The sequence below is a fragment of the Enterococcus sp. E5-162 genome, assembly GCF_035725965.1.
Lineage (GTDB): Bacteria > Bacillota > Bacilli > Lactobacillales > Enterococcaceae > Enterococcus_B > Enterococcus_B lactis.
Map to the genome: position 1 here is coordinate 19,154 of NZ_JAPRFV010000011.1, position 25,789 is coordinate 44,942.

29 protein-coding genes and 2 tRNA genes are annotated in these 25,789 nt (G+C 39.3%); 30 read left to right on the plus strand and 1 reads right to left on the minus strand.

Going from position 1 to position 25,789, the window contains the following annotated elements:
- The first annotated feature begins 2 nt into the window (after window positions 1-2).
- From rnr to OZZ83_RS11110, 21 genes are all read left to right on the plus strand, one after another.
- Complete coding sequence (gene rnr / locus OZZ83_RS11010; RefSeq protein WP_002308574.1) at window positions 3-2,360, plus strand: ribonuclease R; 2,358 nt, start codon at window positions 3-5, stop codon at window positions 2,358-2,360.
- 21 nt (window positions 2,361-2,381) lie between these two features.
- Complete coding sequence (smpB, locus tag OZZ83_RS11015; protein ID WP_002292799.1) at window positions 2,382-2,846, plus strand: SsrA-binding protein SmpB; 465 nt, start codon at window positions 2,382-2,384, stop codon at window positions 2,844-2,846.
- 301 nt (window positions 2,847-3,147) lie between these two features.
- Window positions 3,148-3,867: a F0F1 ATP synthase subunit A gene (gene atpB / locus OZZ83_RS11020; protein WP_002300474.1), complete on the plus strand. Its 720-nt coding sequence runs from the start codon at window positions 3,148-3,150 to the stop codon at window positions 3,865-3,867.
- Between the two features lie 52 nt (window positions 3,868-3,919).
- A complete protein-coding gene (gene atpE / locus OZZ83_RS11025) occupies window positions 3,920-4,135 on the plus strand; it encodes an ATP synthase F0 subunit C (RefSeq protein ID WP_002292797.1) in 216 nt (71 codons plus the stop codon).
- Between the two features lie 90 nt (window positions 4,136-4,225).
- Window positions 4,226-4,750, plus strand: a complete 525-nt coding sequence (gene atpF, locus OZZ83_RS11030; RefSeq protein WP_002292796.1) for a F0F1 ATP synthase subunit B — start codon at window positions 4,226-4,228, stop codon at window positions 4,748-4,750.
- Window positions 4,737-5,279: a F0F1 ATP synthase subunit delta gene (locus tag OZZ83_RS11035; RefSeq protein WP_002292794.1), complete on the plus strand. Its 543-nt coding sequence runs from the start codon at window positions 4,737-4,739 to the stop codon at window positions 5,277-5,279. The genes atpF and OZZ83_RS11035 overlap by 14 nt, the downstream gene beginning before the upstream one ends.
- Window positions 5,280-5,301: 22 nt before the next feature.
- Window positions 5,302-6,858, plus strand: a complete 1,557-nt coding sequence (atpA, locus tag OZZ83_RS11040; protein WP_002292793.1) for a F0F1 ATP synthase subunit alpha — start codon at window positions 5,302-5,304, stop codon at window positions 6,856-6,858.
- 13 nt (window positions 6,859-6,871) lie between these two features.
- Window positions 6,872-7,774, plus strand: a complete 903-nt coding sequence (locus tag OZZ83_RS11045) for a F0F1 ATP synthase subunit gamma (RefSeq protein WP_002292792.1) — start codon at window positions 6,872-6,874, stop codon at window positions 7,772-7,774.
- A gap of 22 nt (window positions 7,775-7,796) precedes the next feature.
- Window positions 7,797-9,203 (plus strand): F0F1 ATP synthase subunit beta, encoded by a 1,407-nt coding sequence (gene atpD, locus OZZ83_RS11050; protein WP_002289006.1) that lies wholly within the window; start codon window positions 7,797-7,799, stop codon window positions 9,201-9,203.
- 13 nt (window positions 9,204-9,216) lie between these two features.
- Window positions 9,217-9,639 (plus strand): F0F1 ATP synthase subunit epsilon, encoded by a 423-nt coding sequence (locus OZZ83_RS11055; RefSeq protein ID WP_002289005.1) that lies wholly within the window; start codon window positions 9,217-9,219, stop codon window positions 9,637-9,639.
- 335 nt (window positions 9,640-9,974) lie between these two features.
- Window positions 9,975-10,205, plus strand: coding sequence for a DUF1146 family protein (locus OZZ83_RS11060; protein WP_002300479.1), 231 nt, complete (start codon window positions 9,975-9,977; stop codon window positions 10,203-10,205).
- A gap of 99 nt (window positions 10,206-10,304) precedes the next feature.
- Entirely contained in the window at window positions 10,305-11,606 is a 1,302-nt protein-coding gene (gene murA / locus OZZ83_RS11065; protein ID WP_002308580.1) for a UDP-N-acetylglucosamine 1-carboxyvinyltransferase, read from the plus strand.
- A gap of 12 nt (window positions 11,607-11,618) precedes the next feature.
- The gene (locus tag OZZ83_RS11070; RefSeq protein WP_002292789.1) at window positions 11,619-11,795 is read left to right on the plus strand and encodes a DNA-directed RNA polymerase subunit beta; all 177 of its coding nucleotides are present in this window, start codon (window positions 11,619-11,621) and stop codon (window positions 11,793-11,795) included.
- Between the two features lie 131 nt (window positions 11,796-11,926).
- On the plus strand, window positions 11,927-12,223 hold the full coding sequence (gene yidD / locus OZZ83_RS11075) for a membrane protein insertion efficiency factor YidD (protein ID WP_278023360.1): 297 nt from the start codon (window positions 11,927-11,929) through the stop codon (window positions 12,221-12,223).
- A gap of 298 nt (window positions 12,224-12,521) precedes the next feature.
- Window positions 12,522-12,992: a GNAT family N-acetyltransferase gene (locus OZZ83_RS11080; protein ID WP_002308582.1), complete on the plus strand. Its 471-nt coding sequence runs from the start codon at window positions 12,522-12,524 to the stop codon at window positions 12,990-12,992.
- A gap of 81 nt (window positions 12,993-13,073) precedes the next feature.
- Window positions 13,074-13,958: an ROK family protein gene (locus OZZ83_RS11085; protein ID WP_278023359.1), complete on the plus strand. Its 885-nt coding sequence runs from the start codon at window positions 13,074-13,076 to the stop codon at window positions 13,956-13,958.
- 110 nt (window positions 13,959-14,068) lie between these two features.
- On the plus strand, window positions 14,069-14,305 hold the full coding sequence (locus tag OZZ83_RS11090) for a DUF2969 domain-containing protein (protein WP_002316425.1): 237 nt from the start codon (window positions 14,069-14,071) through the stop codon (window positions 14,303-14,305).
- A gap of 87 nt (window positions 14,306-14,392) precedes the next feature.
- A tRNA-Tyr gene (locus OZZ83_RS11095) sits at window positions 14,393-14,473 on the plus strand.
- Window positions 14,474-14,479: 6 nt separating this feature from the next.
- Window positions 14,480-14,551, plus strand: a tRNA-Gln gene (locus OZZ83_RS11100).
- Between the two features lie 123 nt (window positions 14,552-14,674).
- Window positions 14,675-14,845 carry a hypothetical protein gene (locus tag OZZ83_RS11105; protein ID WP_002292784.1) on the plus strand — a complete coding sequence of 57 codons (171 nt, stop codon included), beginning with the start codon at window positions 14,675-14,677 and terminating at the stop codon, window positions 14,843-14,845.
- Between the two features lie 219 nt (window positions 14,846-15,064).
- The gene (locus OZZ83_RS11110; protein WP_002292782.1) at window positions 15,065-15,772 is read left to right on the plus strand and encodes a GntR family transcriptional regulator; all 708 of its coding nucleotides are present in this window, start codon (window positions 15,065-15,067) and stop codon (window positions 15,770-15,772) included.
- Window positions 15,773-15,829: 57 nt separating this feature from the next.
- Here OZZ83_RS11110 and OZZ83_RS11115 read toward each other — a convergent pair whose 3' ends face one another.
- Window positions 15,830-16,474 carry a YigZ family protein gene (locus tag OZZ83_RS11115; RefSeq protein WP_002308585.1) on the minus strand — a complete coding sequence of 215 codons (645 nt, stop codon included), beginning with the start codon at window positions 16,472-16,474 and terminating at the stop codon, window positions 15,830-15,832.
- A gap of 126 nt (window positions 16,475-16,600) precedes the next feature.
- Between OZZ83_RS11115 and OZZ83_RS11120 the strand changes: the two genes are divergently transcribed.
- The 9 genes from OZZ83_RS11120 to ftsX all read left to right on the plus strand — a co-directional run bounded on the left by OZZ83_RS11120 (window position 16,601) and on the right by ftsX (window position 25,756).
- Complete coding sequence (locus OZZ83_RS11120) at window positions 16,601-16,888, plus strand: DUF7662 domain-containing protein (protein WP_002292779.1); 288 nt, start codon at window positions 16,601-16,603, stop codon at window positions 16,886-16,888.
- Between the two features lie 107 nt (window positions 16,889-16,995).
- A complete protein-coding gene (locus OZZ83_RS11125) occupies window positions 16,996-17,316 on the plus strand; it encodes a PTS sugar transporter subunit IIB (protein WP_002292778.1) in 321 nt (106 codons plus the stop codon).
- A gap of 79 nt (window positions 17,317-17,395) precedes the next feature.
- Window positions 17,396-18,709: a DEAD/DEAH box helicase family protein gene (locus OZZ83_RS11130; protein ID WP_002308586.1), complete on the plus strand. Its 1,314-nt coding sequence runs from the start codon at window positions 17,396-17,398 to the stop codon at window positions 18,707-18,709.
- Window positions 18,706-19,425, plus strand: a complete 720-nt coding sequence (locus OZZ83_RS11135; RefSeq protein WP_002308588.1) for a ComF family protein — start codon at window positions 18,706-18,708, stop codon at window positions 19,423-19,425. Before OZZ83_RS11130 ends, OZZ83_RS11135 begins: the two co-directional genes overlap by 4 nt.
- Window positions 19,426-19,552: 127 nt before the next feature.
- Entirely contained in the window at window positions 19,553-20,104 is a 552-nt protein-coding gene (gene hpf, locus OZZ83_RS11140) for a ribosome hibernation-promoting factor, HPF/YfiA family (protein WP_002292771.1), read from the plus strand.
- 221 nt (window positions 20,105-20,325) lie between these two features.
- Entirely contained in the window at window positions 20,326-22,860 is a 2,535-nt protein-coding gene (secA, locus tag OZZ83_RS11145) for a preprotein translocase subunit SecA (protein WP_002308589.1), read from the plus strand.
- A gap of 126 nt (window positions 22,861-22,986) precedes the next feature.
- A protein-coding gene (gene prfB, locus OZZ83_RS11150; RefSeq protein WP_181046553.1) for a peptide chain release factor 2 occupies window positions 22,987-24,088 on the plus strand; the annotation gives its coding sequence in 2 pieces (ribosomal slippage) (window positions 22,987-23,058 and window positions 23,060-24,088; 1,101 coding nt in all).
- A gap of 104 nt (window positions 24,089-24,192) precedes the next feature.
- The gene (gene ftsE / locus OZZ83_RS11155) at window positions 24,193-24,879 is read left to right on the plus strand and encodes a cell division ATP-binding protein FtsE (protein WP_278023358.1); all 687 of its coding nucleotides are present in this window, start codon (window positions 24,193-24,195) and stop codon (window positions 24,877-24,879) included.
- Window positions 24,872-25,756, plus strand: a complete 885-nt coding sequence (gene ftsX / locus OZZ83_RS11160) for a permease-like cell division protein FtsX (RefSeq protein ID WP_002292767.1) — start codon at window positions 24,872-24,874, stop codon at window positions 25,754-25,756. The genes ftsE and ftsX overlap by 8 nt, the downstream gene beginning before the upstream one ends.
- Window positions 25,757-25,789: the final 33 nt, after the last annotated feature.

Below are 25,789 nucleotides of genomic sequence, written 5' to 3' on the forward strand. Positions count from 1 at the left end.
ATATGACAAAAGAAACAATAAAAGAGAAAATTCTCTTTTTCATGGAAAGCAGTCGCAAACGTAGTTTTTCTATGGAAGAAATCGCTGAAGGTCTAGGCTTTCAAAAAAGCGATGATTTTAAATTACTAGTACAAACGATTGCTCAAATGGAAAGAGAACAGAGTATCGTTTTCAATAAAAAAGGAAAAGTGAAACTTCCTTTAAAACCAATCTTGGTCGAAGGGACATTTCGGGCAAATGAACGAGGATTTGGATTTGTAACGATTGATCCCGAAGAAGATGATATCTATATCCCGAAAGAAGCGACTGGCTTCGCAATGGATGGGGATACCGTAGCAATTGATATCATGAAGCGAGCAAATACAGATATGGATCGCGGAGCAGAGGGAAAAGTAGTGGAGATTCGAGACCGAGCGACTACTCAGTTAGCCGGAGAATTTGTTGCTTATTCAGACGAAGAGATACAGGAAACGGATCTTTATGGTGTGGTCATCCCGAAAGATAGAAAGCTTAACCAATTCAAAGTGTATGCAGCGGCAGAGGGAGTTCGTCCAGTTGACGGAAGTATTGTACTGATCGAACTGACCCATTACCCTGAAAAAGGATATGCGACTAGTTTAGAAGGGATAATCAAGCAAGTGATTGGTCATAAGAATGACCCTGGCATGGATATCCTCTCGATTGTCGTGGCTAACGGTATTCCTACAAAATTTCCTGATGATGTGTTGTCTGAGGCAGATGAAGTTCCAGACCAGATCAGCGAAACGGATATTGTTGGACGCAGAGATTTAAGAAATCAGCTCATTGTTACAATTGATGGAGAAGATGCAAAAGATCTAGATGATGCAGTAACGGTAAAAAAATTAGAAAATGGTAATTATTTTCTTGGAGTACACATTGCAGATGTATCTTACTATGTGACGCAAGGCAGTCAACTGGACAGAGAAGCATACGAAAGAGGAACAAGTGTCTATTTGACCGATCGAGTGATTCCGATGATCCCACAACGTTTATCCAATGGTATCTGTTCATTGAATCCCCATGTTCCACGACTCACCATGAGTTGTGAAATGGAGATCGATCCAAATGGACAAGTTGTCTCACATGAGATTTTTCCAAGTGTGATCCAAACAACAGAACGGATGACCTACACAGCTGTCAATCAAATCTTAGAAGATCAAGATGAAGAAACGATGCAACGCTATGCTCAGCTCGTGCCTATGTTCCAAGAAATGGGTGAATTGCATCGAATCCTTGAAACGATGCGAATCAAACGTGGAGCGATTTCTTTTGAGGATCGTGAAGCGAAGATCCTTGTTGATGCTGAAGGACATCCAAATGACATCCAGCTAAGAAGCAGAGGGATAGGTGAACGCTTGATCGAATCCTTTATGCTTGCCGCCAACGAAACAGTAGCTGAACATTATAATAAATTAAATCTTCCGTTTATTTATCGAATCCATGAACAGCCAAAAGAAGAAAAAATGCAGCGCTTCTTTGATTTTGCTTCAGCTTTGGGCATTCTGGTACGAGGAACGAAAGGAACGATCACACCAAAAGATTTACAGCATGTGATCGAAGGAGTAGAAGATAAACCAGAAGCAGCAGTTATCAATACTATGTTGCTAAGAAGTATGCAACAAGCACGCTATTCAGAAGATAATTTTGGACATTATGGCTTAGCAGCAGATTACTACACACATTTTACATCTCCTATTCGGCGATATCCCGATCTGATCGTCCATCGGCTGATCCGTTCCTATAGCCAAGATAAAAGTGAAAGCATTCAAAGTTTATGGGCTGAGGAACTTCCTGAAATTGCAGATCATAGTTCTAAGATGGAGCGTCGCGCAGTAGAAACAGAACGTGAAGTAGATGCGATGAAGAAAGCAGAATTCATGATGGACAAAGTGGGAGAAGAATTCGACGGGATCATCAGCTCTGTTGTGAAATTCGGACTGTTTATCGAACTGCCGAATACAGTAGAAGGATTGATCCATATCAATGAATTGAAACAAGACTACTTCCATTTTATTGAAAATCATTTAGCACTTGTAGGTGAAAGAACCGGTCTGACTTTTAAAATCGGACAAAAAGTGCGCGTAAAAGTAGTCAAAGCTGATCCAGATGAACGAGCAGTGGATTTTGAACTCGTTTCCGCAGAAGAGGTCACTGCGTTGGAACGTCCAAAATCACGCAATGGAAAATCTGGAAAACGAGAAGGAAAACAAGCAGGCAAACGCTCAGAAAAAAATGGCAAGAAGAACAAACGATATAGTGATAGTAAGCAAACGTTCGGTAAGAAAAAAGGGAAAAAGCCATTTTACAAAGGTGTCAAAAAGAAGAAAAAGAAAAAATAAAATGAGTTGGAGGAAACAGCTATGCCAAAAGGCGAGGGAAAATTAATTGCACAAAACAAGAAAGCTCGCCATGATTATTCGATCATCGACACGATGGAAGCAGGGATGGTCTTGCAAGGAACGGAGATCAAGTCGATACGAAACAGCCGGATCAATCTGAAAGATGGATTTATTCGTGTCCGCAACGGGGAAGCTTTCTTGCATAATGTTCATATCAGTCCTTATGAACAAGGAAATATTTTTAATCATGATCCGTTGCGCACGAGAAAACTATTATTGCACAAGAAACAAATCGTTCGTCTTGAAAACGAATTGAAAAACACGGGAATCACTGTTGTTCCTTTAAAAGTCTATATTCGTAACGGCTATGCCAAGGTATTGATTGGTCTGGCAAAAGGGAAAAAATCGTATGATAAACGGGAAGATTTGAAACGAAAAGATATCGATCGACAAATTGATCGAACATTAAAAAATTTCTCTAGATAATTTCATTATCCTTTTTCGCATATTCGGTGCTTTTGCTTTTACTTAATGATAAAATTTGTTAGCATTTAATCTGATAAAACATGATTATCACAGGTTTTTTCTTAGATCAGGAGCACCGTGCATGGGGAAAAATTCGCTTCGTTTTTGACTGAAATAAAAAAGTGTCTAATTTTCATGAAAATGTTTTGAATTTTCTGTTTCATGGTGGTATGATACCGTGTGGTTAGAAACCGATTGGAAAAAACCAGATACGCACATGAATTGATTTTATGTGAATTTCGGGGAAAAGAGGTGAAATGGATTGGATGAACGCTCGCTAACGTTCCACATTGGACCAATTTGGTTTGATGGTACAGTTTGTATAATGGTGTTACTGACCTGTTTGATTGTTTTCTTCTTAGCTTACTTTTTTACAAGAAATCTTAAGTTGAAACCAACAGGCAAACAAAATGCGATAGAATGGGTCATTGATTTTAGTCGAGGAATCGTAACAGATAATCTGCCTAGAAAAGAATTGAGCAATTTCCATTTGTTGGCATTTACATTGTTTTTATTTGTTTTTGTTGCAAACAACATCGGTTTAGTAACAAAAATCGTCTTACCTAACGAAACAACACTTTGGAAAAGCCCGACAGCAGACCCGTTTGTTACTTTAACTTTGGCATTTATAATGATCTTACTTACTCACTTATTCGGGGTGAAAAAGTTAGGCTTCAAAGGATATTTCGTAAATTCGTTCTTGAAACCCTATAGTTTTATGTTTCCGATGAAACTGATTGAAGAATTTACAAACTTATTAACACTTGCTTTACGTCTTTATGGGAATATTTATGCGGGGGAAGTTTTGCTAACCTTGATTGCAAAAATGATGACAAGCTTAGGCTGGTTCTCATTACCATTAGCAATTCCATTAGAGATGGTCTGGATCGCGTTCTCCTTGTTTATTGGGAGCATCCAAGCATTTGTCTTTGTTACTTTGTCAATGGTTTATATGAGCCATAAGATTGAAGTAGAAGAATAATACTCGGTTAAAAAACAAACTACTATTTATCTATTTTAGGAGGAAAACAATTATGAATTATATCGCAGCAGCAATCGCAATCATGGGAGCAGCAATCGGAGCCGGTTATGGTAACGGTCAAGTTATCTCTAAAACAATCGAATCAATGGCTCGCCAACCTGAAATGTCTGGTCAATTCCGTACAACAATGTTTATCGGGGTAGCTCTAGTTGAAGCTGTTCCTATCTTAGGGGTAGTTATCGCCTTGATTCTAGTTTTTGCCGTTTAATTGAATCAGTATTAAGGCAGAAACAACATCGTTTGTTACTGCTTTTTTACATGGAAACTAGAAATACTCCAAAGAAAGGAAGGCTCGCCTATGCTGAATCAATTGGCAATTGCAGAAGTTGGCAATGCGATGTTAGGTAACATCATCGTTGTCAGCGGCTCATTTTTGATACTACTGGCTCTCTTGAAGCACTTTGCTTGGGGACCAATCAGCGATATTTTGAAAAAACGTGAAGACAAGATCGCCAATGATTTAGATTCTGCAGAACAATCTCGCATCAACTCAGCGAAAATGGAACAAGAACGCGAACAACAATTGTTAGCCTCTCGTTCTGATGCAGCTGATATCATCAAAAATGCGAAAGAAAGTGGAGAATTAAGCCGCCAAAATATTTTGAAGGATGCTCAAGAAGAAGCAGCTCGTCTAAAAAGCAAAGCCCAAGCTGATATCACTGTAGAACGTGATTCAGCGCTGAACTCTGTAAAAGACGACGTTGCAGAACTCTCTCTTCAAATCGCGGAAAAAATCTTGAACAAAGAATTATCTCCAGAAATGCATGAATCATTAATCAATCAATACATTGAAGGTCTAGGTTCTTCAAATGAAACTAGATAAATATACAGTAGGAAGACGTTACGGGAAAGCTTTATTTGAACTGGCGATCGATTCAAATCAAGCAGAAGAAATCTATCAAGATCTCGTAAGTTTACGTCAAATCTATGAACAAGTACCTGGATTAGGGAATATGTTAAGTGATGTTCGTCTAGAACCTCATGAAAAACGAGAAATCATGGACAAGCTTGTCAGCGGTTATGATGGGATCGTTAAAAACTTTTTAGAAGTTGTTTATGAGTATAACCGAATGGATGACCTTTTGTTCATGATCGAAGAATATGAACGTCGATATGATGAACATCAAGGGTTACTATTGGGAAGTGTCACAACAGCAGTCCCACTTTCAGACGAACAACGAATACAATTAGAAAAGAATGTTGCAAAAACAATGGACTATCAATCAGTTGAATTAAAACAAATCGTTGATTCTTCTATTATTGGTGGCGCGATTGTTGAAGCCAACCATCGAGTAATCGACGGAAGCATTCGCACGCAATTAGAAAAAATGCGTAATCAATTAAATAGATAGTACAAAGAGGTAGGTGAATCGAATGGCCATCAAAGCAGAAGAAATTAGTGCCTTGATTAAAGAACAAATTGAAAATTATCAAAACGTGCTTTCAGTCGAAGAAATCGGTACCGTAACTTATGTAGGTGACGGGATCGCTCGTGCACATGGTTTAGAAAACGCGATGAGTGGTGAGTTGCTTGAATTTTCAAACGGCTCATACGGAATGGCGCAAAACTTAGAGTCAAATGATGTAGGTATCATTATCCTTGGCGATTTCGAGTCCATTCGTGAAGGAGATAAAGTAAAACGAACAGGTAAGATCATGGAAGTTCCAGTTGGAGAGGCCTTGATTGGTCGGGTAGTCAATCCGCTAGGTCAACCAATCGACGGACTAGGTGAAATCGTTACTGACAAAGCTCGTCCAGTAGAAGCGATGGCACCAGGCGTTATGCAACGTAAATCTGTTAACGAACCAATGCAAACAGGGCTAAAAGCGATCGACGCCCTTGTGCCAATCGGACGCGGACAACGTGAATTAGTCATCGGTGACCGTAAAACAGGGAAAACTTCTATTGCGATCGATACGATCATCAACCAAAAAGGCCAAGATATGATCTGTATCTATGTAGCAATCGGACAAAAAGATTCTACAGTTCGTACACAAGTTGAAACATTGAAAAAATATGGCGCAATGGATTACACAATCGTTGTGAATGCCGGTGCGTCTCAACCAGCACCATTGCTTTATATCGCACCATATGCTGGTACTGCAATGGGTGAAGAATTCATGTACAATGGTAAACATGTATTGATCATTTTTGATGATCTTTCAAAACAAGCTGTTGCTTATCGTGAACTTTCCTTGCTACTTCGCCGTCCACCAGGTCGTGAAGCTTATCCTGGGGATGTTTTCTACTTGCACTCACGTTTATTAGAACGTGCAGCAAAATTAAGTGATGATTTAGGCGGCGGTTCAATGACTGCTTTGCCATTTGTTGAAACGCAAGCTGGAGATATCTCTGCTTATATCCCAACAAACGTTATTTCAATCACTGACGGACAAATCTTCTTAGAAAGCGACTTGTTCTACGCAGGTACTCGTCCAGCGGTTGATGCCGGACTATCTGTCTCTCGTGTAGGGGGTTCTGCGCAAATCAAAGCAATGAAAAAAGTTGCTGGGACTTTACGTCTAGATTTAGCAAGTTATCGTGAATTAGAAGCATTTACACAATTCGGTTCTGATTTGGATGCGGCAACACAAGCAAAACTAAATCGTGGACGCCGTACAGTAGAAATCTTGAAACAAAAACTGCATGCACCGCTAGCTGTTGAAAAACAAGTAGTGATTTTGTATGCCTTGACGCATGGATTCTTGGACAGTATCCCTGTAGACAGTATTTTAGACTTCGAACATGAATTATTCGAATATCTGGATACCAATCATTCAGATATTTTTGAAACAATCCGTACAACAAAAGATCTTCCAGAAGAAGAAACGTTGAACAGTGCGATTCAGGAATATAAAGACATGTTCTTAGCTACAAAAGGAAATAATTCCTCTACAGAAGATAAATTGAAATCCATTCAAAATGCATAGTGAGGTGAGATGAATGGGTGCTTCATTAAATGAAATCAAGACACGTATCGCTTCAACGAAAAAAACGAGCCAAATCACGCGGGCAATGCAGATGGTGTCTGCTTCTAAGTTGACAAAATCTGAAGCTTCTTCACAGAAGTTTCAGGTTTATGCAACAAAAGTAAGGGAAATCGTTACGCATTTGACTGCTACTCAGTTAAATGATATTGCCTCAGAAAATCCTAGAGGGGATATCAATTACAACAGCATGCTGCTCAGCCGTCCTGTGAAGAAAACCGGTTATATCGTCATCACTGCAGATGGCGGTCTGGTCGGTGGATATAACAGTTCGATATTGAAACAAACGATGTCTATTTTAGAAGAAGACCACCAATCACCCGATGATTACGTGATGATCGCAATTGGCGGAACTGGTGCAGACTTCTTTAAAGCACGCGGTATCAACCTAGCATATGAGCTGCGCAATTTATCTGATCAGCCAAGCTTTGATGAAGTCCGCAAAATCGTAAATATGGCAACAACTATGTACCAAAACGAAGTATTCGATGAATTATACGTATGTTATAACCATCATATCAATTCGCTAACTAGTCAGTTTCGTGTAGAAAAAATGCTGCCAATCTCAGACTTAGATCCAGAAGAAGCAACGACTTTCGAACAAGAATATATTTTTGAACCTTCAAAAGAAGAAATCTTGTCTCAGTTATTGCCTCAGTATGCTGAAAGTTTGATCTACGGTGCGATCGTTGACGCCAAAACAGCAGAACATGCTGCTGGTATGACAGCAATGAAAACAGCAACTGATAATGCTGCTAATATCATTGATGAGCTGACGGTTTCTTACAACCGTGCAAGACAAGGGGCTATTACCCAAGAAATTACCGAAATTGTTGCCGGAGCTTCGGCACTAGAATAGTATTGAGATTGGAGGAAAAAAGATGAGTTCAGGCAAGATTGTTCAAGTAATCGGTCCCGTTGTCGACGTGGAATTTTCTTTAGACCAATCCTTACCAGATATCAACAACGCATTAGTTGTTTATAAAAATGACGAAAATAAATCAAAAGTTGTTCTTGAAGCAGCATTAGAATTAGGGGACGGAGTGATCCGAACCATTGCAATGGAATCAACAGATGGTTTACAAAGAGGAATGGAAGTCATTGATACAGGCAAAGCAATCTCTGTTCCTGTAGGTAAAGAAACATTAGGTCGCGTATTCAACGTACTAGGAGATACGATCGATTTAGAAACACCTTTCCCAGAAGATGCGGAAAGAAGCGAAATTCATAAAAAAGCACCAGCCTTTGACGAATTAAGTACAAGTACAGAAATTTTGGAAACAGGGATCAAAGTTATCGACTTGCTTGCCCCATATTTAAAAGGTGGGAAAGTTGGACTATTTGGTGGTGCCGGTGTTGGTAAAACCGTACTGATCCAGGAACTAATCCATAATATCGCCCAAGAACACGGTGGTATTTCTGTATTTACCGGTGTTGGTGAACGTACTCGTGAAGGTAATGACTTGTATTATGAAATGAAAGATTCAGGAGTTATCGAAAAGACAGCCATGGTGTTCGGTCAAATGAACGAACCACCAGGTGCACGTATGCGTGTTGCGTTAACTGGTTTGACGATTGCGGAATATTTCCGTGATGTAGAAGGCCAAGATGTACTGTTGTTTATCGACAATATTTTCCGTTTCACTCAAGCTGGATCTGAAGTATCAGCCTTGTTAGGACGGATGCCTTCTGCGGTTGGTTATCAACCAACATTGGCAACAGAAATGGGTCAATTGCAAGAACGTATCACATCTACGAAAAAAGGTTCGATTACATCGATCCAAGCCATCTATGTGCCAGCCGATGACTACACTGACCCGGCGCCGGCAACAGCATTCGCCCATTTGGATGCGACAACCAACTTGGAACGTAAATTAACAGAACAAGGGATTTATCCAGCGGTAGATCCATTGGCTTCTTCTTCAAGTGCTTTAGCACCTGAAATCGTGGGAGAAGAACACTATAAAGTAGCAACAGAAGTCCAACACGTATTGCAACGATATCGTGAATTACAAGATATTATTGCTATCTTAGGTATGGATGAATTATCCGATCAGGAAAAAGTGTTAGTTTCTCGTGCCCGCAGAGTCCAATTCTTCTTGTCACAAAACTTTAACGTGGCTGAACAATTTACTGGTCTTCCAGGTTCTTATGTTCCTGTAGAAGAAACAGTGAAAGGATTCCGCGAAATCTTGGAAGGCAAATACGATGATCTTCCTGAAGAAGCTTTCCGAAGTGTTGGCCGAATCGAAGACGTCGTAGAAAAAGCGAAAACACTAGGCTACTAGAAAGGGGTGCCCCATGGATCAATATTTAACAGTAAATGTGGTAACTCCTGCCGGTTTGGTCTATGATCACCATGCAGCTATCGTCGTCGCACGTACGACAGCTGGTGAGCTTGGGATTTTGCCTAAACATGCACCGATCATCGTTCCTTTGACGATTGATGAAGTTCGTGTAAAACGGACAGATTCAGATACCCATGTCGATTGGATTGCTGTGAATGGCGGAATCATGGAAGTGCGTGATAATGTTGTTTCAATCGTTGCTGATAGTGCGGAACGTGAACGGGATATCGATGTATCTCGTGCGGAACGTGCAAAACAACGTGCAGAACGCCAGATCGAAGAAGCAAAAGCAAAACAAGATACGAACGAATTGAAGCGGGCAACTGTTGCGTTGCATCGAGCAATCAATCGTATTAAAGTATCTAAGCACTCATAAAATGAGAAGCGGATGTTTATCCGTGTTTCAGAGGTCGTGAGCCTGCCATTCAGCTCCGAGTCACAAGGAACAAATTAAAAAAAACAGGTTCTCATGTTTGATGAATATTGTGGCTTGTGACCGAGGAGTTGGCAGGAGAACACCGTTTATTTAGAATAAAGGACTGAGACAAGACTTTTGTCTCAGTCTCTTTTTTTGCATATTTTTTCCCTTATTTCCTAAAAATGTAAGGGTATTCCTCTATTTTTAAGTATACTTGTTTTTCCTTTTATACATTTTATGGTATTATCATTTTATTAGTTATTATAAAAACAACTGTTAGAAAGGACGTCATTATGCAAGTATACGGAATTGATGCGATACTTCGAATCGTGAGTCATTTGGCGTTTATCTACTTAGCCTTCTGGTCTTTACGTTCGTTACGCATTGAGACTTTTTTTAGACCAATGCATAATACGCAAATTAGAATGGCAATCGTACTTTTTTCAATCTTTTTAGGGTACACTGCAAGTAATTTTTTCTTAGAAGTTATCGCTTTATGCCGAAATCTTTTCGTTAGCCTGTAAATTTTAAAAAAAGGTACTATTTTAAAAGCAAGGGTGTTATAATAGAAAAGATTTTGAGTAAGTGTATGCTCATTGGAATTTTTTGGAGGGAACAACAACATGGAAGAGATCATCGTAAGAGGTGGCAATCAATTAAATGGAACAGTAAGAATTGAAGGAGCTAAAAATGCTGTATTGCCTATTTTAGCTGCCAGTTTGTTAGCAGAAGAAGGTATTACGACATTAGACAACGTTCCGATTCTTTCTGATGTCTTCACTATGAATCAAGTGATTCGTCACTTAAATGTAGATGTAGATTTTGATGAACAAAAGAATCAAGTAACAATCGACGCTTCAAGACAATTAGAGATCGAAGCGCCTTATGAATATGTTAGTCAAATGCGTGCTTCAATCGTTGTGATGGGACCGCTACTTGCTAGAAATGGACATGCAAAAGTGGCTATGCCTGGTGGATGTGCGATTGGTAAACGCCCAATCGATTTACATTTAAAAGGATTTCAAGCTTTAGGAGCAAAAATTATTCAAAAAAACGGCTATATTGAAGCAATTGCAGATGAATTGATCGGTAACACGATTTATTTAGATTTTCCTAGTGTAGGTGCTACTCAAAATATCATGATGGCTGCCGTAAAAGCAAAAGGAACAACCATCATTGAAAACGTAGCTCGCGAACCAGAAATCGTTGATTTAGCAAATATTTTAAATAAAATGGGTGCTCATGTCTATGGAGCGGGTACTGAAACAATGCGTATCGAAGGCGTTGATCATTTACATGCAGTCAACCATTCAATCGTACAAGATCGTATCGAAGCTGGTACCTTTATGGTCGCTGCTGCAATGACAGAAGGCAATGTACTGATTGCTGATGCTATCTCTGAACATAACCGCCCATTGATTTCTAAATTGATCGAAATGGGTGCAGAAATCATTGAAGAAGAAGGCGGAATCCGTGTCATCGGACCAAAACATATCTTACCTACAGATGTAAAAACGATGCCTCATCCTGGTTTCCCTACAGATATGCAAGCTCAAATGACAGCCATCCAATTAGTGGCAGAAGGTACAAGCGTAGTAACTGAAACAGTTTTTGAAAATCGGTTCCAACATTTAGAAGAAATGCGCCGTATGAACGCCCACGTCAAAATCGATGGAAATGTAGCAATCATGGATGGAAACCATGAATTGCAAGGTGCGGAAGTGTATGCAACAGACTTGCGTGCAGCAGCAGCATTAGTTTTAGCTGGCTTGAAAGCAAATGGAATCACACGTGTCCGTAACTTGAATTATCTAGATCGTGGCTATTATAACTTCCATATCAAACTACAAAAATTAGGTGCAGATGTTGAACGTGTAGACATGGATCAAACTCCTGCTGAAAAAACAGCACAAACGATTGCATAAGGAAGTGGCTGAATGAGTAACCAACGATATATCTTATTAACTCTGATAAAGATTTTAGTGGTGATCTTATTACTTATCCTTCTTTTTGTAGCCGGAACGATGATTGGATATGGTGTCATCGGTGGTGGCAATCCATTTAAAGTATTTCAACCAAGCTTGTGGATTCATATTCGAGACTTTTTTCATTGATAATTAATTACGGTGGTTCTAGTCGATAGGAAATGAGCCATGAAGCAGCATAGGATAAAAGAAAACAGAAGGGAACGTTGACTTTAGTCGCGATCCCTTTTTTTAGTAAAAGAAAAGAAGGAATCTAGTTGATGAAGAAGATATTGATTTATTTAGTTAGAGGATATCAGCGCTTTATTTCGCCTGCATTTCCTCCTAGTTGCTGCTATTATCCAACCTGTTCTAATTATATGATAAAAGCAATTCAAACTCATGGTGCGCTAAAAGGGACGGTAATGGGAACGGCTCGGATCTTACGCTGTCATCCCTTTGTCAAAGGCGGTATTGATTATGTACCTTTGACCTTTCAATTAACGAGAAATAAGAAAGATAAAAAAGAACCAGATTATGAAAAGGTTGTGAAAAATACGGGTAGCACTGAGCAATAAAGAAATAATTTGGAAAATAGCTTCCCATATTTTGCAAAATTGTGAGTTATTGCCGAAGTGCTGGATTTGGAACACCGTCAAAAAAGGTTGTGAAAAATACGGGTAGCACTGAGCAATAAAGAAATAATTTGGAAAATAGCTTCCCATATTTTGCAAAATTGTGAGTTATTGCCGAAGTGCTGGATTTTGAACACCGTCAAAAAAGGTTGTGAAAAATACGGGTAGTACTGGGCAATAAAGAAAAGAGCGAGTGACTATCAAAGCAACGACTTCATGACTACATATATGGAGGTCAAAAATGATCGAAGAACTCAATAAGATAGATTTACCATGGTCCTTGTTATTAGATGCAGATCCTGATAAAGAAAAAGTTCAGGTATATGTTTCAAAGGGGAACGGCTGGATATGGAAAGAAAAAGAAAAAACAATAGGTATACTGATCTATATAGTAAGGGAAAAAGAATTCGAAATCGTTAACGTAGCTGTAGAACCTTCGCATCAAGGAAAAGGGATTGGTGGGAAACTCCTTGAGACAGCTTTTCAGGAGCTTTCACAGCTCGCTTCCAGTCAAACTCAGATCATCATACGAACCGGCAGTACTAGCAGTGCTGCGTTACATCTCTATCAAAAAATGGGCTATGTGGAGATTGGTCGAGTCAAAGACTATTTTATCCATCATTATTCTAAACCGATTTTTGAGAACGGAGAACAATTGCGAGATCAAGTGATTTTAGCAATTCACTTACACAAAACCAGCTTTAACGAATAGACTTGTGATCCGAGAAAATGCTTTCAAATACTAAACATATACATTACAATAGCTTTAGCAAGCAAAAAGGAGAATATGTTTATGGGGATATTAGTTTTTGATTTTGGCGGGTCGGCTGTCAAATATGGATGTTGGGATAGTAAAGATGTCAAAGGCAAGGGCCAATTTGCAACGCCCGAATCTTGGGAAGAAATGAAAGCGCAATTATTAAAAGTCTATAAAGACATGTGTCTTTCTTTTGAGATTGAAGGAATTGGGATCAGCTCACCTGGAGTAGTGAATAATGAGAAACAGGTAATTGAGGGAATCAGTGCGATCCCTTATATTCATGGCTTTAATATTTTTAGAGATTTGGAAACTTTGTTTCAACTTCCGGTAACGATTGAAAATGACGCCAACTGTGCCGGAATGGCTGAGTTTTATGAAGGAGCTGCTCGTGATTATCAAGATGTTGCTTTTGTCGTGGTAGGAACTGGGATTGGTGGGGCGATGTTCACGAAAGGCCAAATCAATAAAGGTGCACATCTTTATGGTGGAGAGTTCGGTTTGATGTTCTTAGAGGGCGATCAGACATTTAGTAAACTTGGTACAGCCGTACAGATGGCTTGGCGGTATTGTGAACGCAAAGGAGTCGATAAGAATACTTATACCGGAAAAGACGTCTTTGAATTAGCAGAAACTGGGGATGAAATAGCAAAAGAAGAAGTTGAGAGTTTTTATACGTACCTTGCAAAAGGTTTATTCAGTATCCAATTTTCATTCGATCCGGAAGTTATCGTATTAGGCGGTGGCGTTTCTGCAAAGGATGGGCTCATCGATGAGATCCAAAGTAGAATGAAGAAGTTGACAGATCAATTCGACCTGCATGATTTCGAGCCACAGATCCTATTGTGTGAATACAGAAACGATGCTAACCTTGTAGGCGCAGCGGCCAACTATATCGCTATAGGTCAAGGGGAGAATTAAAAGCTTTAGAGAAGTCACTTCTTGCATAAAAGAAGATGAAATGGACAAGAGATTTTTGCCTAAGGAATGTTTTATTGGCTGCAATATGATAAAATGTCTGAGAGGTGAAAATGATGTCAAAAAAAAATAAAGATATTGAAGTACGTATCGAAGAAGTAAAAAAAGATATCAAAGGTAAGAATTATGAAGTCACTCAGTTATTTATAGGAAAAAAAATGATTGGTGAAATTTTAGCCTATGGACCAAAAGAATATGAAATTTTCTTTGGTGAAGAAGATTTTGGAAAAGAAAAAAGTCTTGAAAACGCGATAGAAACAGTGATTCGTCACTGGAATCTGCACGAATAAAAAAATATCAAAAAAACTTTCAATAAAGGGTTGCAAAAATCTGGAAAATTAGGTATTATAACTAAGTCAGGTTGATACAAACCTTTCGGAGGAGTAGCGAAGTGGCTAAACGCGACGGACTGTAAATCCGTTCCTTAGGGTTCAGTGGTTCGAATCCACTCTCCTCCATTTCATTGGGGTATAGCCAAGCGGTAAGGCAAGGGACTTTGACTCCCTCATGCGTTGGTTCGAATCCAGCTACCCCAGTATAGCACAACCGTAGGCTCTCGTAAGTTCGAGAGCTCTTTTTTTGCTTTGCTACCTTGTTCCTTGAAGATTCTGTCAAATTAAGATAGAGTTAAGTTAACAAAAAAAATTGGAGGGATCAAAATGAAGTGGAAAGAAAAAGTAGACGAAGCAGCTGAAAAGTTATATGACTTGGTCAAATCAGAAAAATACGATATCGAAGTGAACATTCCTAAAAAAGGTGAAAAAGCAGTCCATGTAAAATCAAAACGCCCAACGAATCATACCAAAAAATGGATGGCTAAAAACCGCTAATAATAACAAAAGATCCATAAATCGGCATTTTCAGCGATTATAGGGTCTTTTGTTATTTTCTCAATAGGACATATCTAGAAAATGAATTCTATTAATAGGAATGGGAAGAAGGATTTGTACCTACATCATCTGTTTATGGATAGAATCCTTTATCTTTTTCAGTTGTGAATCAGGTATATACCAGTTATAATAGAAGAAACGAAAGGACGGGTGTACGTTATGTCGAATCAATTACCTGTATATATACAGATTCATGACCAATTAAAAAATGAAATCGAACAAGGTATATGGAAAGTCGGAGACCGTCTTCCTTCAGAAAGAGAATTAGCAGTGAAATTCAATGTCAGCCGTATGACGTTGAGACAAGCAATTCAAAACTTGGCAGATGAAGGAATCTTAGAAAGAAAGATCGGTTCGGGTACATATGTTGCGCGAGAAAAAGTACAAGAAAAGATGTCTGGCGCGACAAGTTTTACAGAAATCATGGAATCGCAAAATAGAGTACCTTCTAGTCGAACAATCTCTTACTTTTTGACTTCGCCAAGCTCAAGTGAAATGGAAAAACTAAACTTGAGTAAAGATGACACGATCTTGCGAATGGAGCGTATTCGTTTTGCAGACGATGTCCCTATTTGTTTTGAAGTAGCCAGTGTTCCGCAAAAGCTGATCGATGGCTACAGCAAAGCAGAGATTACTGAATCGCTGTATCGCACATTAGAAGAAAAAGGCGGGAAAAAAATCGGTCCAGCGAATCAAACGATTACTGCTGTATTGGCTTCTGAGAAAATCGCAGACTATTTAGAGGTGAAACGAGGAGATGCAGTTCTTCGTTTGCGTCAGATTTCCTATTTTGAAGATGGTACGCCATTTGAGTATGTGCGTACGCAATATGTAGGAAATCGTTTTGAGTTTTATTTGGAAAAATAAAAAACAGGTGATCCCTGATTCCTTATTCGAAAAAAAGAGAATCAGAATCACCTGTTTTTATCTATGATCAGTTATCAGTTGCTCGTGATAAGAAACAGGACCTTCTTCAAATTGGACTTGTCCGTTCAGCAGCTCAATGATGGATTCTTTAAAGCTGTCAGCATTTTTTTCATCCACTGCACAGATGACGATGACTTGATCAGTGTATTGGATTTCTTTTATGAAAAAATGCTGTAGTTCAAGATAATTTTGTAATTTTCCTAGTTGCGGATACGTGATCACTACGGAGATCTCCTGTTGCAAGGTACCTTCTACGATTCCAATGTCGGACAATGCTTGAGAGACCGCATGAGTATATGCACGTATCAATCCGCCCGTGCCGAGTTTCGTTCCTCCAAAATATCGAGTGACTACTGCAGCTACATTGATCAGTTGATTTTTTTTGAGGACTTCCAACATCGGTACGCCCGCCGTTCCACTTGGTTCGCCATCATCGCTACTACGTTGGATCTCATTTTTTTCGCCAATGACGAAGGCGCTGCAGTTATGGTTTGCTTTCCAATGTTCTTTTTTGATTTCTTGGATGAAGTTTTTCGCTTCTTCTTCTGATTCTATTCGTTTAAGAGAACAGATAAAGCGTGATTTCTTGATTTCAATCTCACTTTGTCCATTTTCTTTGATTGTACGATAACGTTCGATCATCTTGTCACCTCTTTTTTTCGGTTGCTTTATTCAGTATAAAGAAAGTTCTAGGTTGTTTCAACACTATAACGGTTGCGCAATTACTGTAGTATGCGATAATAAAGACAAAGGCAGGTGGATCCGGGGATGAAGGAACGAATGAAAAAGTATGATGCAATTACGCATTATTTGAAGAACAACGGCGGCTCCCAAGTAACATTAACCTTTACCCAATTTGATGAACTGTTGTTTCCCAGTAACGGACTTCCCAAAACAGCCAGGGAAAGTACAGATTGGTGGGCAAATGACTATAGACATCCAGAAAAGGGTGCCTACGGCTGGTTAAATGCAGGCTATGAAGTAGTGGTCATCAATTTGGATAAAGAATATGTCGTATTCAATAAATTAGTGAAATCTAGCTGGCTATTTGATTAAATAAACCGTGTTTAGAAAACGTTGACAAATTTCTTTCTTTTTATATAATAGAGTAACAAACGCTAAGAAAACGTTTGCGTAGTCTGTTTTAAAAAGGAGAGAAAAGTATGGCTAAAAAAACAATCATGCTTGTATGTTCGGCTGGTATGAGCACAAGTTTGCTAGTAACAAAAATGCAAAAAGCTGCGGAAGCAAAAGGAATCGATTCTGATATTTTCGCTGTGTCAGCTTCTGATGCAGATAATAATCTTGCAAATAAAGATGTAGATGTACTGTTATTAGGACCTCAAGTTCGCTTTATGAAAGCTGATTTTGAAAAACGTCTGGAACCAAAAGGCATTCCTTTAGACGTCATCAATATGGCTGATTATGGAATGATGAATGGCGAAAAAGTATTAGACCAAGCAATTACATTGATTGGTGAATAAATAGATTATATAGAACTATCAAACAAGCAATCAAAAAAAGATTGCTTGTTTTTTCGTATATTTTTTTAGGGCGAATGATATGAATCATTTTTGGGGCAGAAGGCTTCTTACGAGAGAGATTGAAGCAATGGATTGTGAGGAGGGAAACTTACCAAATTATAAGAAGATCGCAGCTGTAGAACGTTTAGGTAACAGGATTCTTTGTCATCGTTGTGGAGTGAAAACGCCTTTCTTTGAGGGACAGCTTGCAGACTATGGCTATTTTTGCATACATTGCCTGTCTTTAGGGCGATGCGACAGTCAACAAGAGTTATATTTATTTGATCAGCCAAAAGCAGAATCTCGAGAAGTCGTCTTTTCTTGGACAGGACAGCTTACTGAAAAACAAACGGAAATCGCAGATAGGATACTTTATCATTCAGAAAAAAGACACCATCTTATTTGGGCAGTAACAGGTGCAGGAAAAACAGAAATGCTTTATCCGATTTTAGTGAAAACGTTAAAAGCTGGAGGAAGAGTAGCCATTTGTACACCGCGAATCGACGTTTGTAATGAATTGTTTTTACGTTATCGTCCTGTTTTTCCAGAAGAAACAATCATGTTGCTCCATGGGAATACATCAACAGCTTATACCTTTAGTTCTTTTGTTATCTGTACGATTCATCAACTATATCGTTTTTATCGATCCTTTGACTTATTAGTAATTGATGAGATTGATGCTTTTCCTTATAGCGGGGATGCTGGGCTAGCTCACGCTGTGCAAACAGCAATCAAATCAGACGGTCGATTCATCTACTTAAGCGCCACGCCTGATGAAAAGTTACTAAAGGAAATCAAGCAGACATTTGAGATCCACAAACTTGCCTTGCGCTTTCATCGGCGCTTGCTTCCTGAACCCGTACTTGTTTTCATGAATAATTGGCGACAAAAATGTGGGAACAAAAAGAAAATCAACTCTTTGGTGCGGATCATTCAGCAACTAATCAAAGAAAACCATATCCTTTTATTTTGTCCAAGTATTACGATGATGCATCGTTTAAAAGTCACACTGCAAGAAGCTTTTCCAGAATATGAGATAACAGATGTTTCTTCACAAGACGATCAACGGGCAAAGAAAGTTCAGAAAATGCGAGAAGCAACATACGAGATACTGTTAACCACGATGATCCTAGAACGAGGAGTCACATTTGAAAGAATCTCTGTCATCGTTTTAGGAGCAGATCATCCAGTTTTTACTAAATCCTCTTTGGTGCAAATCGCAGGAAGAGCTGATCGTAAAGGTCCTTATACGAACAGTCGGGTCTATTTTTTCTATGAAGAAAAAACTTCAGCTATTCGAAAAGCCTGTCAGGAAATCAAAGAAATGAACGAAGAAGGGAAGAAGATGCTGTGAGATGTAGTTGCTGCAGTAAAGACATCATCCAAAATTTAACATTCAGCGAGATCATCGGTGTGTCGAAATATAGACTTCCTCAGACCTGTTCAGTTTGCCGCGCACAATTCCATTTATTGGAAGCAAAAGGTTGTGCAGGTTGTCAAAAACCAAACCATTTGACATACGAGGAGACGAAAAAGAAAGCAAAGACTAGTTTCGTTTTCTGCAACGACTGTCAAGAATGGAAGAAGAAATATCCTGCATATGATTTTCAACACCGCGCCTTTTTTACGTACGATGAAAAGATGCAGACTTGGATCAATCGGTACAAGTTTATGGGAGACATCCGATTAGCAGGGACTTTTGCATATAAATGGACTCAGATAAAAAAAGATTACCCGGCATATATTTATTGTCCAATACCTTTATCTGAAAAAAGGTGGCTAGAAAGAGGATTCAATCAAGTAAGCGAGATGTTGAAAGCAGCAAAAATTCCTTTTCAGATGCTGCTCAAAAGAGAGCAACATCTGCTTGCTCAAGCAAAAAACACGCGAAAGGAAAGATTGGAGATGCCTCAGCCTTTTGAGCTTGCTGTACCTATTTCTAAGATACAACATAAAAAAATATTGATTATTGACGATGTCTATACAACAGGTCAGACACTTTTTCATGCAGCAGATTGCTTGCAGACCGCACAGCCAAAAATCATCCGAACCATTTCTTTGGCAAGATGAATCAGATGTGGAAATTTGATAGCGATTTAATTTGCAAATAACTTAGAGTTCGATATAATAGAATTAAGAAGAGGGAAAGAGTGGTCCTTCTCCTTCTTGATTGTGGTAGACGAAAGGGGTAATTTTTATGTTTAGATATAATGTACGCGGCGAAAATATCGAAGTAACTGAAGCGATTCGCGACTACGTTGAGAAAAAAGTAGGCAAACTAGAACGCTATTTCAGTGACGCACCCGATGCTACGGCGCATGTGAACTTAAAAGTTTATACAGAAAAAACAGCCAAAGTGGAAGTAACGATCCCATTACCTTATCTTGTATTACGTGCCGAAGAAACTTCTCCAGATCTATACGCAAGTATCGATTTGGTTGTTGACAAATTGGAACGCCAAATCCGCAAATTCAAAACAAAAATCAATCGTAAATCCCGTGAAACGGGCATGAATACTGCAGATGCTGCTGTTTTATTCAATGGAGAGGAAGAAAACGAAAACGATTCTGAATTAGATATCGTACGTACAAAACGCCTTTCATTGAAACCAATGGACAGTGAAGAAGCAGTCTTACAAATGAACATGCTGGGACATAACTTCTTTATTTTTGAAGATGCAGAAACAAATGGTACAAGTATCGTTTACCGCCGAAAAGATGGAAAATACGGATTGATCGAAACAGACTGATCATCCATACTTAAATAACATCAAAAACTTGCAGCAGCTGTCAATAGCTGCCGCAAGTTTTTTTGAGTTCGTCTCTTTTTTAGTTAAAATATGAATAAATTATGAAGTTCTTACTTTAATACGATTAAGATATTTCAATTATCTATAACTAATGATAAAATAAAAAGTAGAGTCTACATAGTCTGGATAATACACAGAAGGAAAAGGAGATTACACAACGCATGGCCAATTTGATTCGTTCACTTATCGAAAATGATAAGAAAGAACTAAAACGTTTAGATAGCATTGCAAAAAAAGTTGAATCATACGCTGACCAAATGGCAGCATTAACTGATGAACAATTACAAGCAAAAACTGCTGAATTCAAGAGCAGATACCAAAAAGGAGAAACATTAGATCAATTACTTCCGGAAGCTTTTGCAGTCGTTCGGGAAGCAGCAAAACGTGTATTGGGGTTATATCCATACCACGTACAATTGATGGGTGGGATCGTGCTTCACGATGGGAATATCCCTGAAATGCGTACTGGTGAAGGTAAAACCTTGACCGCAACGATGCCGGTGTATCTGAATGCGTTGACTGGCGAAGGGGTCCACGTAGTTACCGTCAATGAATATTTAGCAACCCGTGACTCGACGGAAATGGGCGAGCTTTATAATTTCTTAGGATTGACAGTTGGGTTGAATATCAACTCAAAATCTTCGGATGAAAAACGCGAGGCTTATAATTGCGATATCACTTATAGCACGAATAATGAATTAGGATTTGACTATTTGAGAGACAACATGGTCGTTTACCGTCATCAAATGGTACAACGTCCGCTGAATTATGCCATTGTCGATGAAGTTGACTCGATCTTGATTGATGAAGCGAGAACGCCGCTGATCATTTCAGGGCAAGCAGAAAAATCAACAGCTTTATATACAAGAGCAGACAACTTCGTGAAACGTTTGAAAGAAGAAGAAGATTACAAAATCGATATACAATCAAAAACAATCAGTTTAACTGAAGCAGGGATCGAAAAAGCTGAAGAAACATTCGGTTTGGACAACTTATATGACATTGAAAATACTGCATTGACCCATCACTTGGATCAAGCATTGAGAGCCAACTACATCATGCTTTTAGACATTGATTATGTTGTTCAAGATGGAAAAGTATTGATTGTTGACCAATTTACGGGTCGGATCATGGATGGACGCCGTTATTCAGATGGTCTTCATCAAGCGATCGAAGCTAAAGAAGGCGTAGAGATCGAAGACGAAACGAAAACGATGGCGACGATCACTTTCCAGAACTATTTCCGTATGTACAAGAAACTTGCGGGGATGACTGGTACAGCTAAGACAGAAGAAGAAGAGTTCAGAGAGATTTATAATATTCAAGTATACCAGATTCCGACAAACCGTCCGGTCATCCGTGACGATCGACCAGATTTGCTTTACCCAACATTACAAAGCAAGTTCCATGCTGTCGTACAAGATATCAAAGATCGCTACCGCAAAGGACAGCCTGTCTTAGTCGGAACTGTTGCAGTTGAAACATCTGAGTTATTATCAGATATGCTGAATCAAGAACGTATTCCTCATGAAGTACTGAATGCGAAAAATCACTTTAAAGAAGCAGAAATCATCATGAATGCGGGTCAAAAAGGTGCAGTGACGATTGCTACCAACATGGCTGGTCGGGGAACAGATATCAAACTAGGGCTTGGCGTAAGAGAACTTGGTGGCCTAGCAGTTATCGGGACAGAACGACATGAATCTCGTCGTATCGATAACCAGCTTCGAGGACGTGCAGGACGTCAAGGAGACCCTGGTATGTCACAATTCTACTTGTCTTTAGAAGATGATTTGATGAAACGATTCGGTTCAGAACGAATCAAAGCTTTCTTAGATCGAATGAAGATCGGTGACGAAGATGCTGTGATCCAAAGCAAGATGCTGACGAAACAAGTAGAAGCTGCACAAAAACGCGTAGAAGGAAACAACTACGACACACGTAAGAACGTCTTGCAATACGATGACGTGATGCGTGAGCAACGTGAAGTAATCTATAAACAGCGTCAAGAAGTGATCATGGAAGAAAAAAGCTTATCTAAACCACTGATGAATATGGTCAAACGGACAATCAGTCGTGTGGTAGATGCGCATACGCAATTAGAAAAAGAAAATTGGAATTTGGAAAGTATCGTCGATTTTGCTGGCAGCACGCTTGTCCATGAAGACAGTATTTCCCTTACAGATATCGAAGGAAAAACCTCTCAAGAAATCAAAGAATATCTAAACGAACGAGCACAAGAAGTATTCAATACCAAAGCAGCTCAATTGAACGGACCAGAGCAACTGCTTGAATTTGAAAAAGTCGTGATCTTACGTGTCGTGGACTCTAAATGGACAGATCATATCGATGCAATGGACCAATTACGTCAGTCAATCGGCTTGCGTGCCTATGGTCAAAACAATCCATTAGTCGAATACCAAACAGAAGGTTATAAGATGTTCGAAGATATGGTAGGTGCCATTGAATATGAAGTCACTCGTATCTTCATGAAAGCTGAGATCCGTCAAAATGTACAACGTGAGCAAGTTTCTCAAGGAACAGCTTCTCACTCAGAAGATGGAGATGCCAAAGAAAACAGTAATACTAGCGCGAAAAAACAACCAATCCATGTGAACAAGGTTGGTAGAAATGATCCTTGTCCTTGTGGAAGCGGGAAAAAATATAAGAACTGTCACGGAAAAGATGCAAACTAGTTTCTGACAGCAGGATTGGTGAGACAAATTCTTTTTTAAAGAATTTGTCTCACCTTCTTTCTGTTATTTGACGATTCTGTTAGACTAGATATAATAAAAAAAGTATAGTGAAAGAAGGAAAAAAACATGGAAATATCCGAAATTCGAAATCTCCTGACAGAAATGCAGGAAAAGGTCACAAGCTTCAGGAGGTCTCTTTGACTTAGACCAGCTGGAAGAAGACATTGCGGAAGCAGAAGCAAAAATGGCTGAACCTGGTTTTTGGGATGATAGCGAAGCTGCTCAAAAAGTGATCAGTGAAAACAATGCAAATAAAGAAACTTATGATCAATTCCATTCTCTTGCTGAAGAACTGGAAGAAATCGAATTGATGGTGGAGATGTTGCAGGAAGAACCTGATGCAGTAATGCAAGAAGAAGCAGAAACACGTATCAATGCGCTAGATGAAAAAATGAATACGTATGAATTATCTATGTTGTTAGATGGTCCTTATGATCGAAACAACGCCATCGTCGAATTGCATCCAGGGGCTGGAGGAACGGAGTCCCAAGACTGGGGCAGCATGCTTTTACGCATGTATACACGCTGGGCAGAGCAGCATGGGTATCAAGTAGAGACACTAGATTATCAAGCAGGCGATGAAGCAGGAATCAAGAGTGTGACCCTGCTGATCAAAGGACACAACGCATTTGGCTATCTGAAATCAGAAAAAGGTGTTCATCGCCTTGTACGTATCTCGCCTTTTGACTCAGCAAAACGTCGTCATACTTCTTTTTGTTCGGTAGATGTGATGCCAGAGCTTGATGAAACGATCGATATAGAAATCAATCCAGATGATTTGAAGATCGACACATATCGGGCAAGTGGTGCAGGTGGTCAGCACATCAATAAGACAGAATCCGCTGTACGAATCACTCACTTGCCTACAGGAACAGTAGTAGCGAGTCAGGCACAACGTTCACAATTGAAAAACCGGGAACAAGCGATGGGGATGCTGAAAGCTAAGCTTTACCAATTAGAAGTGGAAAAGAAAGAACAAGAAGCAGCTGCACTGAGAGGAGAACAAAAAGAAATCGGCTGGGGATCACAGATCCGTTCTTATGTTTTCCATCCATATTCTATGGTAAAAGACCATCGGACAAACGTAGAGACAGGAAATGTCCAAGCTGTTATGGACGGAGATCTTGATTTATTTATTGACGGCTATTTGAAAATGCATCTGCAATAAGAGCCCTTTGTTAAATTGAAATAAAATTGTAAGATTTTGCAAGCAAGTTGAAACATTGCCATGCTATAATAGCTAAAGACTGAAAAAGATATGGAGAGAACGCCATGATTGAAATGAAGGATGTAATGAAGAAGTACTCAAACGGTACCACTGCTATCCGCAATCTCTCGATTGTCATCGAACAAGGAGAGTTTGTGTATGTTGTTGGTCCGTCTGGAGCTGGTAAATCTACATTCATCAAATTGATGTATCGAGAAGAAAAAGCTTCAAAAGGAACTTTGAACGTCGCAGGTCATGATCTAATAGCCATCAAAAACCGCGAAGTTCCTTATCTACGCAGAGAAATCGGCGTGGTGTTCCAAGACTATAAATTATTACCAAGAAAAACAGTATATGAAAATGTTGCGTACGCCATGCAAGTTATCGGCAGAAAACCTCGGGATATCAAAAAACGAGTAATGGAAGTGCTGGATCTTGTTGGTTTGAAACACAAAGTCCGAGTCTTTCCTAGCGAATTATCTGGTGGGGAACAACAACGTGTTTCTATTGCCCGAGCAATCGTAAATACACCTAAAGTACTTATTGCGGATGAACCGACAGGGAATCTAGATCCGGAAAACTCATGGGAAATCATGAAACTATTAGATCGGATCAATGGACAAGGAACAACTGTCGTGATGGCTACACATAACAGTACGATCGTAAATACGATTCGACACCGAGTAATTGCTATCGAAAACGGCCGCATTATTCGAGACCAAGCGGAAGGGGAATATGGATACGATGATTAGAACCTTTTTCCGCCATTTATTAGAAAGTATCAAGAGTTTGAAACGTAACGGCTGGATGACAGTAGCTTCGGTCAGTGCGGTAACGATCACGTTGACTTTAGTTGGTGTGTTCATGGCGGTCATCATGAACGCAACCAAACTAGCACAAGATATAGAAGGAAACGTGGATGTATCTGTGTTCGTAGACATTGGTACAAAAGACGAAGAGATGAAAAAACTAGAAAAAGAATTAAATGACTTAGATCATGTCAAAAAAGTCGAATTTTCAAGCAAAGAACAGGAATTGAAGAAAATCCAAAACGAAATGGGCGATTCTTGGAAATTGTTTGAAGGGGATAATAACCCGTTATATGATGTATACGTAGTAAGTGCTACCGATCCTTCTTATACAAAACAAGTAGCAGAAAAAGCGGCAGATTTGAAGAATGTTTCTCGTTCTGATTACGGTGGGGCTTCCTCAGATCGGATTTTCCAAATTGCTGGTGCAGTTCGAACATGGGGATTAGTTGCGGCGGCATTGCTGTTGTTTGTAGCAATGTTTCTCATTTCTAACACGATTCGGATCACGATTTTATCTAGACAGCGTGAAATTCAAATCATGCGTTTAGTAGGAGCAAAAAATGGATATATCCGCTGGCCATTTTTCCTTGAAGGTGGTTGGATCGGCTTAATCGGTGCCATTCTTCCGATACTGATCATTACATTTGGTTACGCATGGTTTTACCAATTGATCAATCCGTCATTATTACGATCTCATTATTCATTGATCCATCCAGAAAATATCGTTTGGAAAATCAATCTTTTGATGGTCGGTATTGGTGTGATCATTGGTTCACTCGGCTCGATTATCTCTATGAGACGTTTCTTGAAATTCTAGTGTCACAAGATAAATATAATCAGAAAGTTGGAC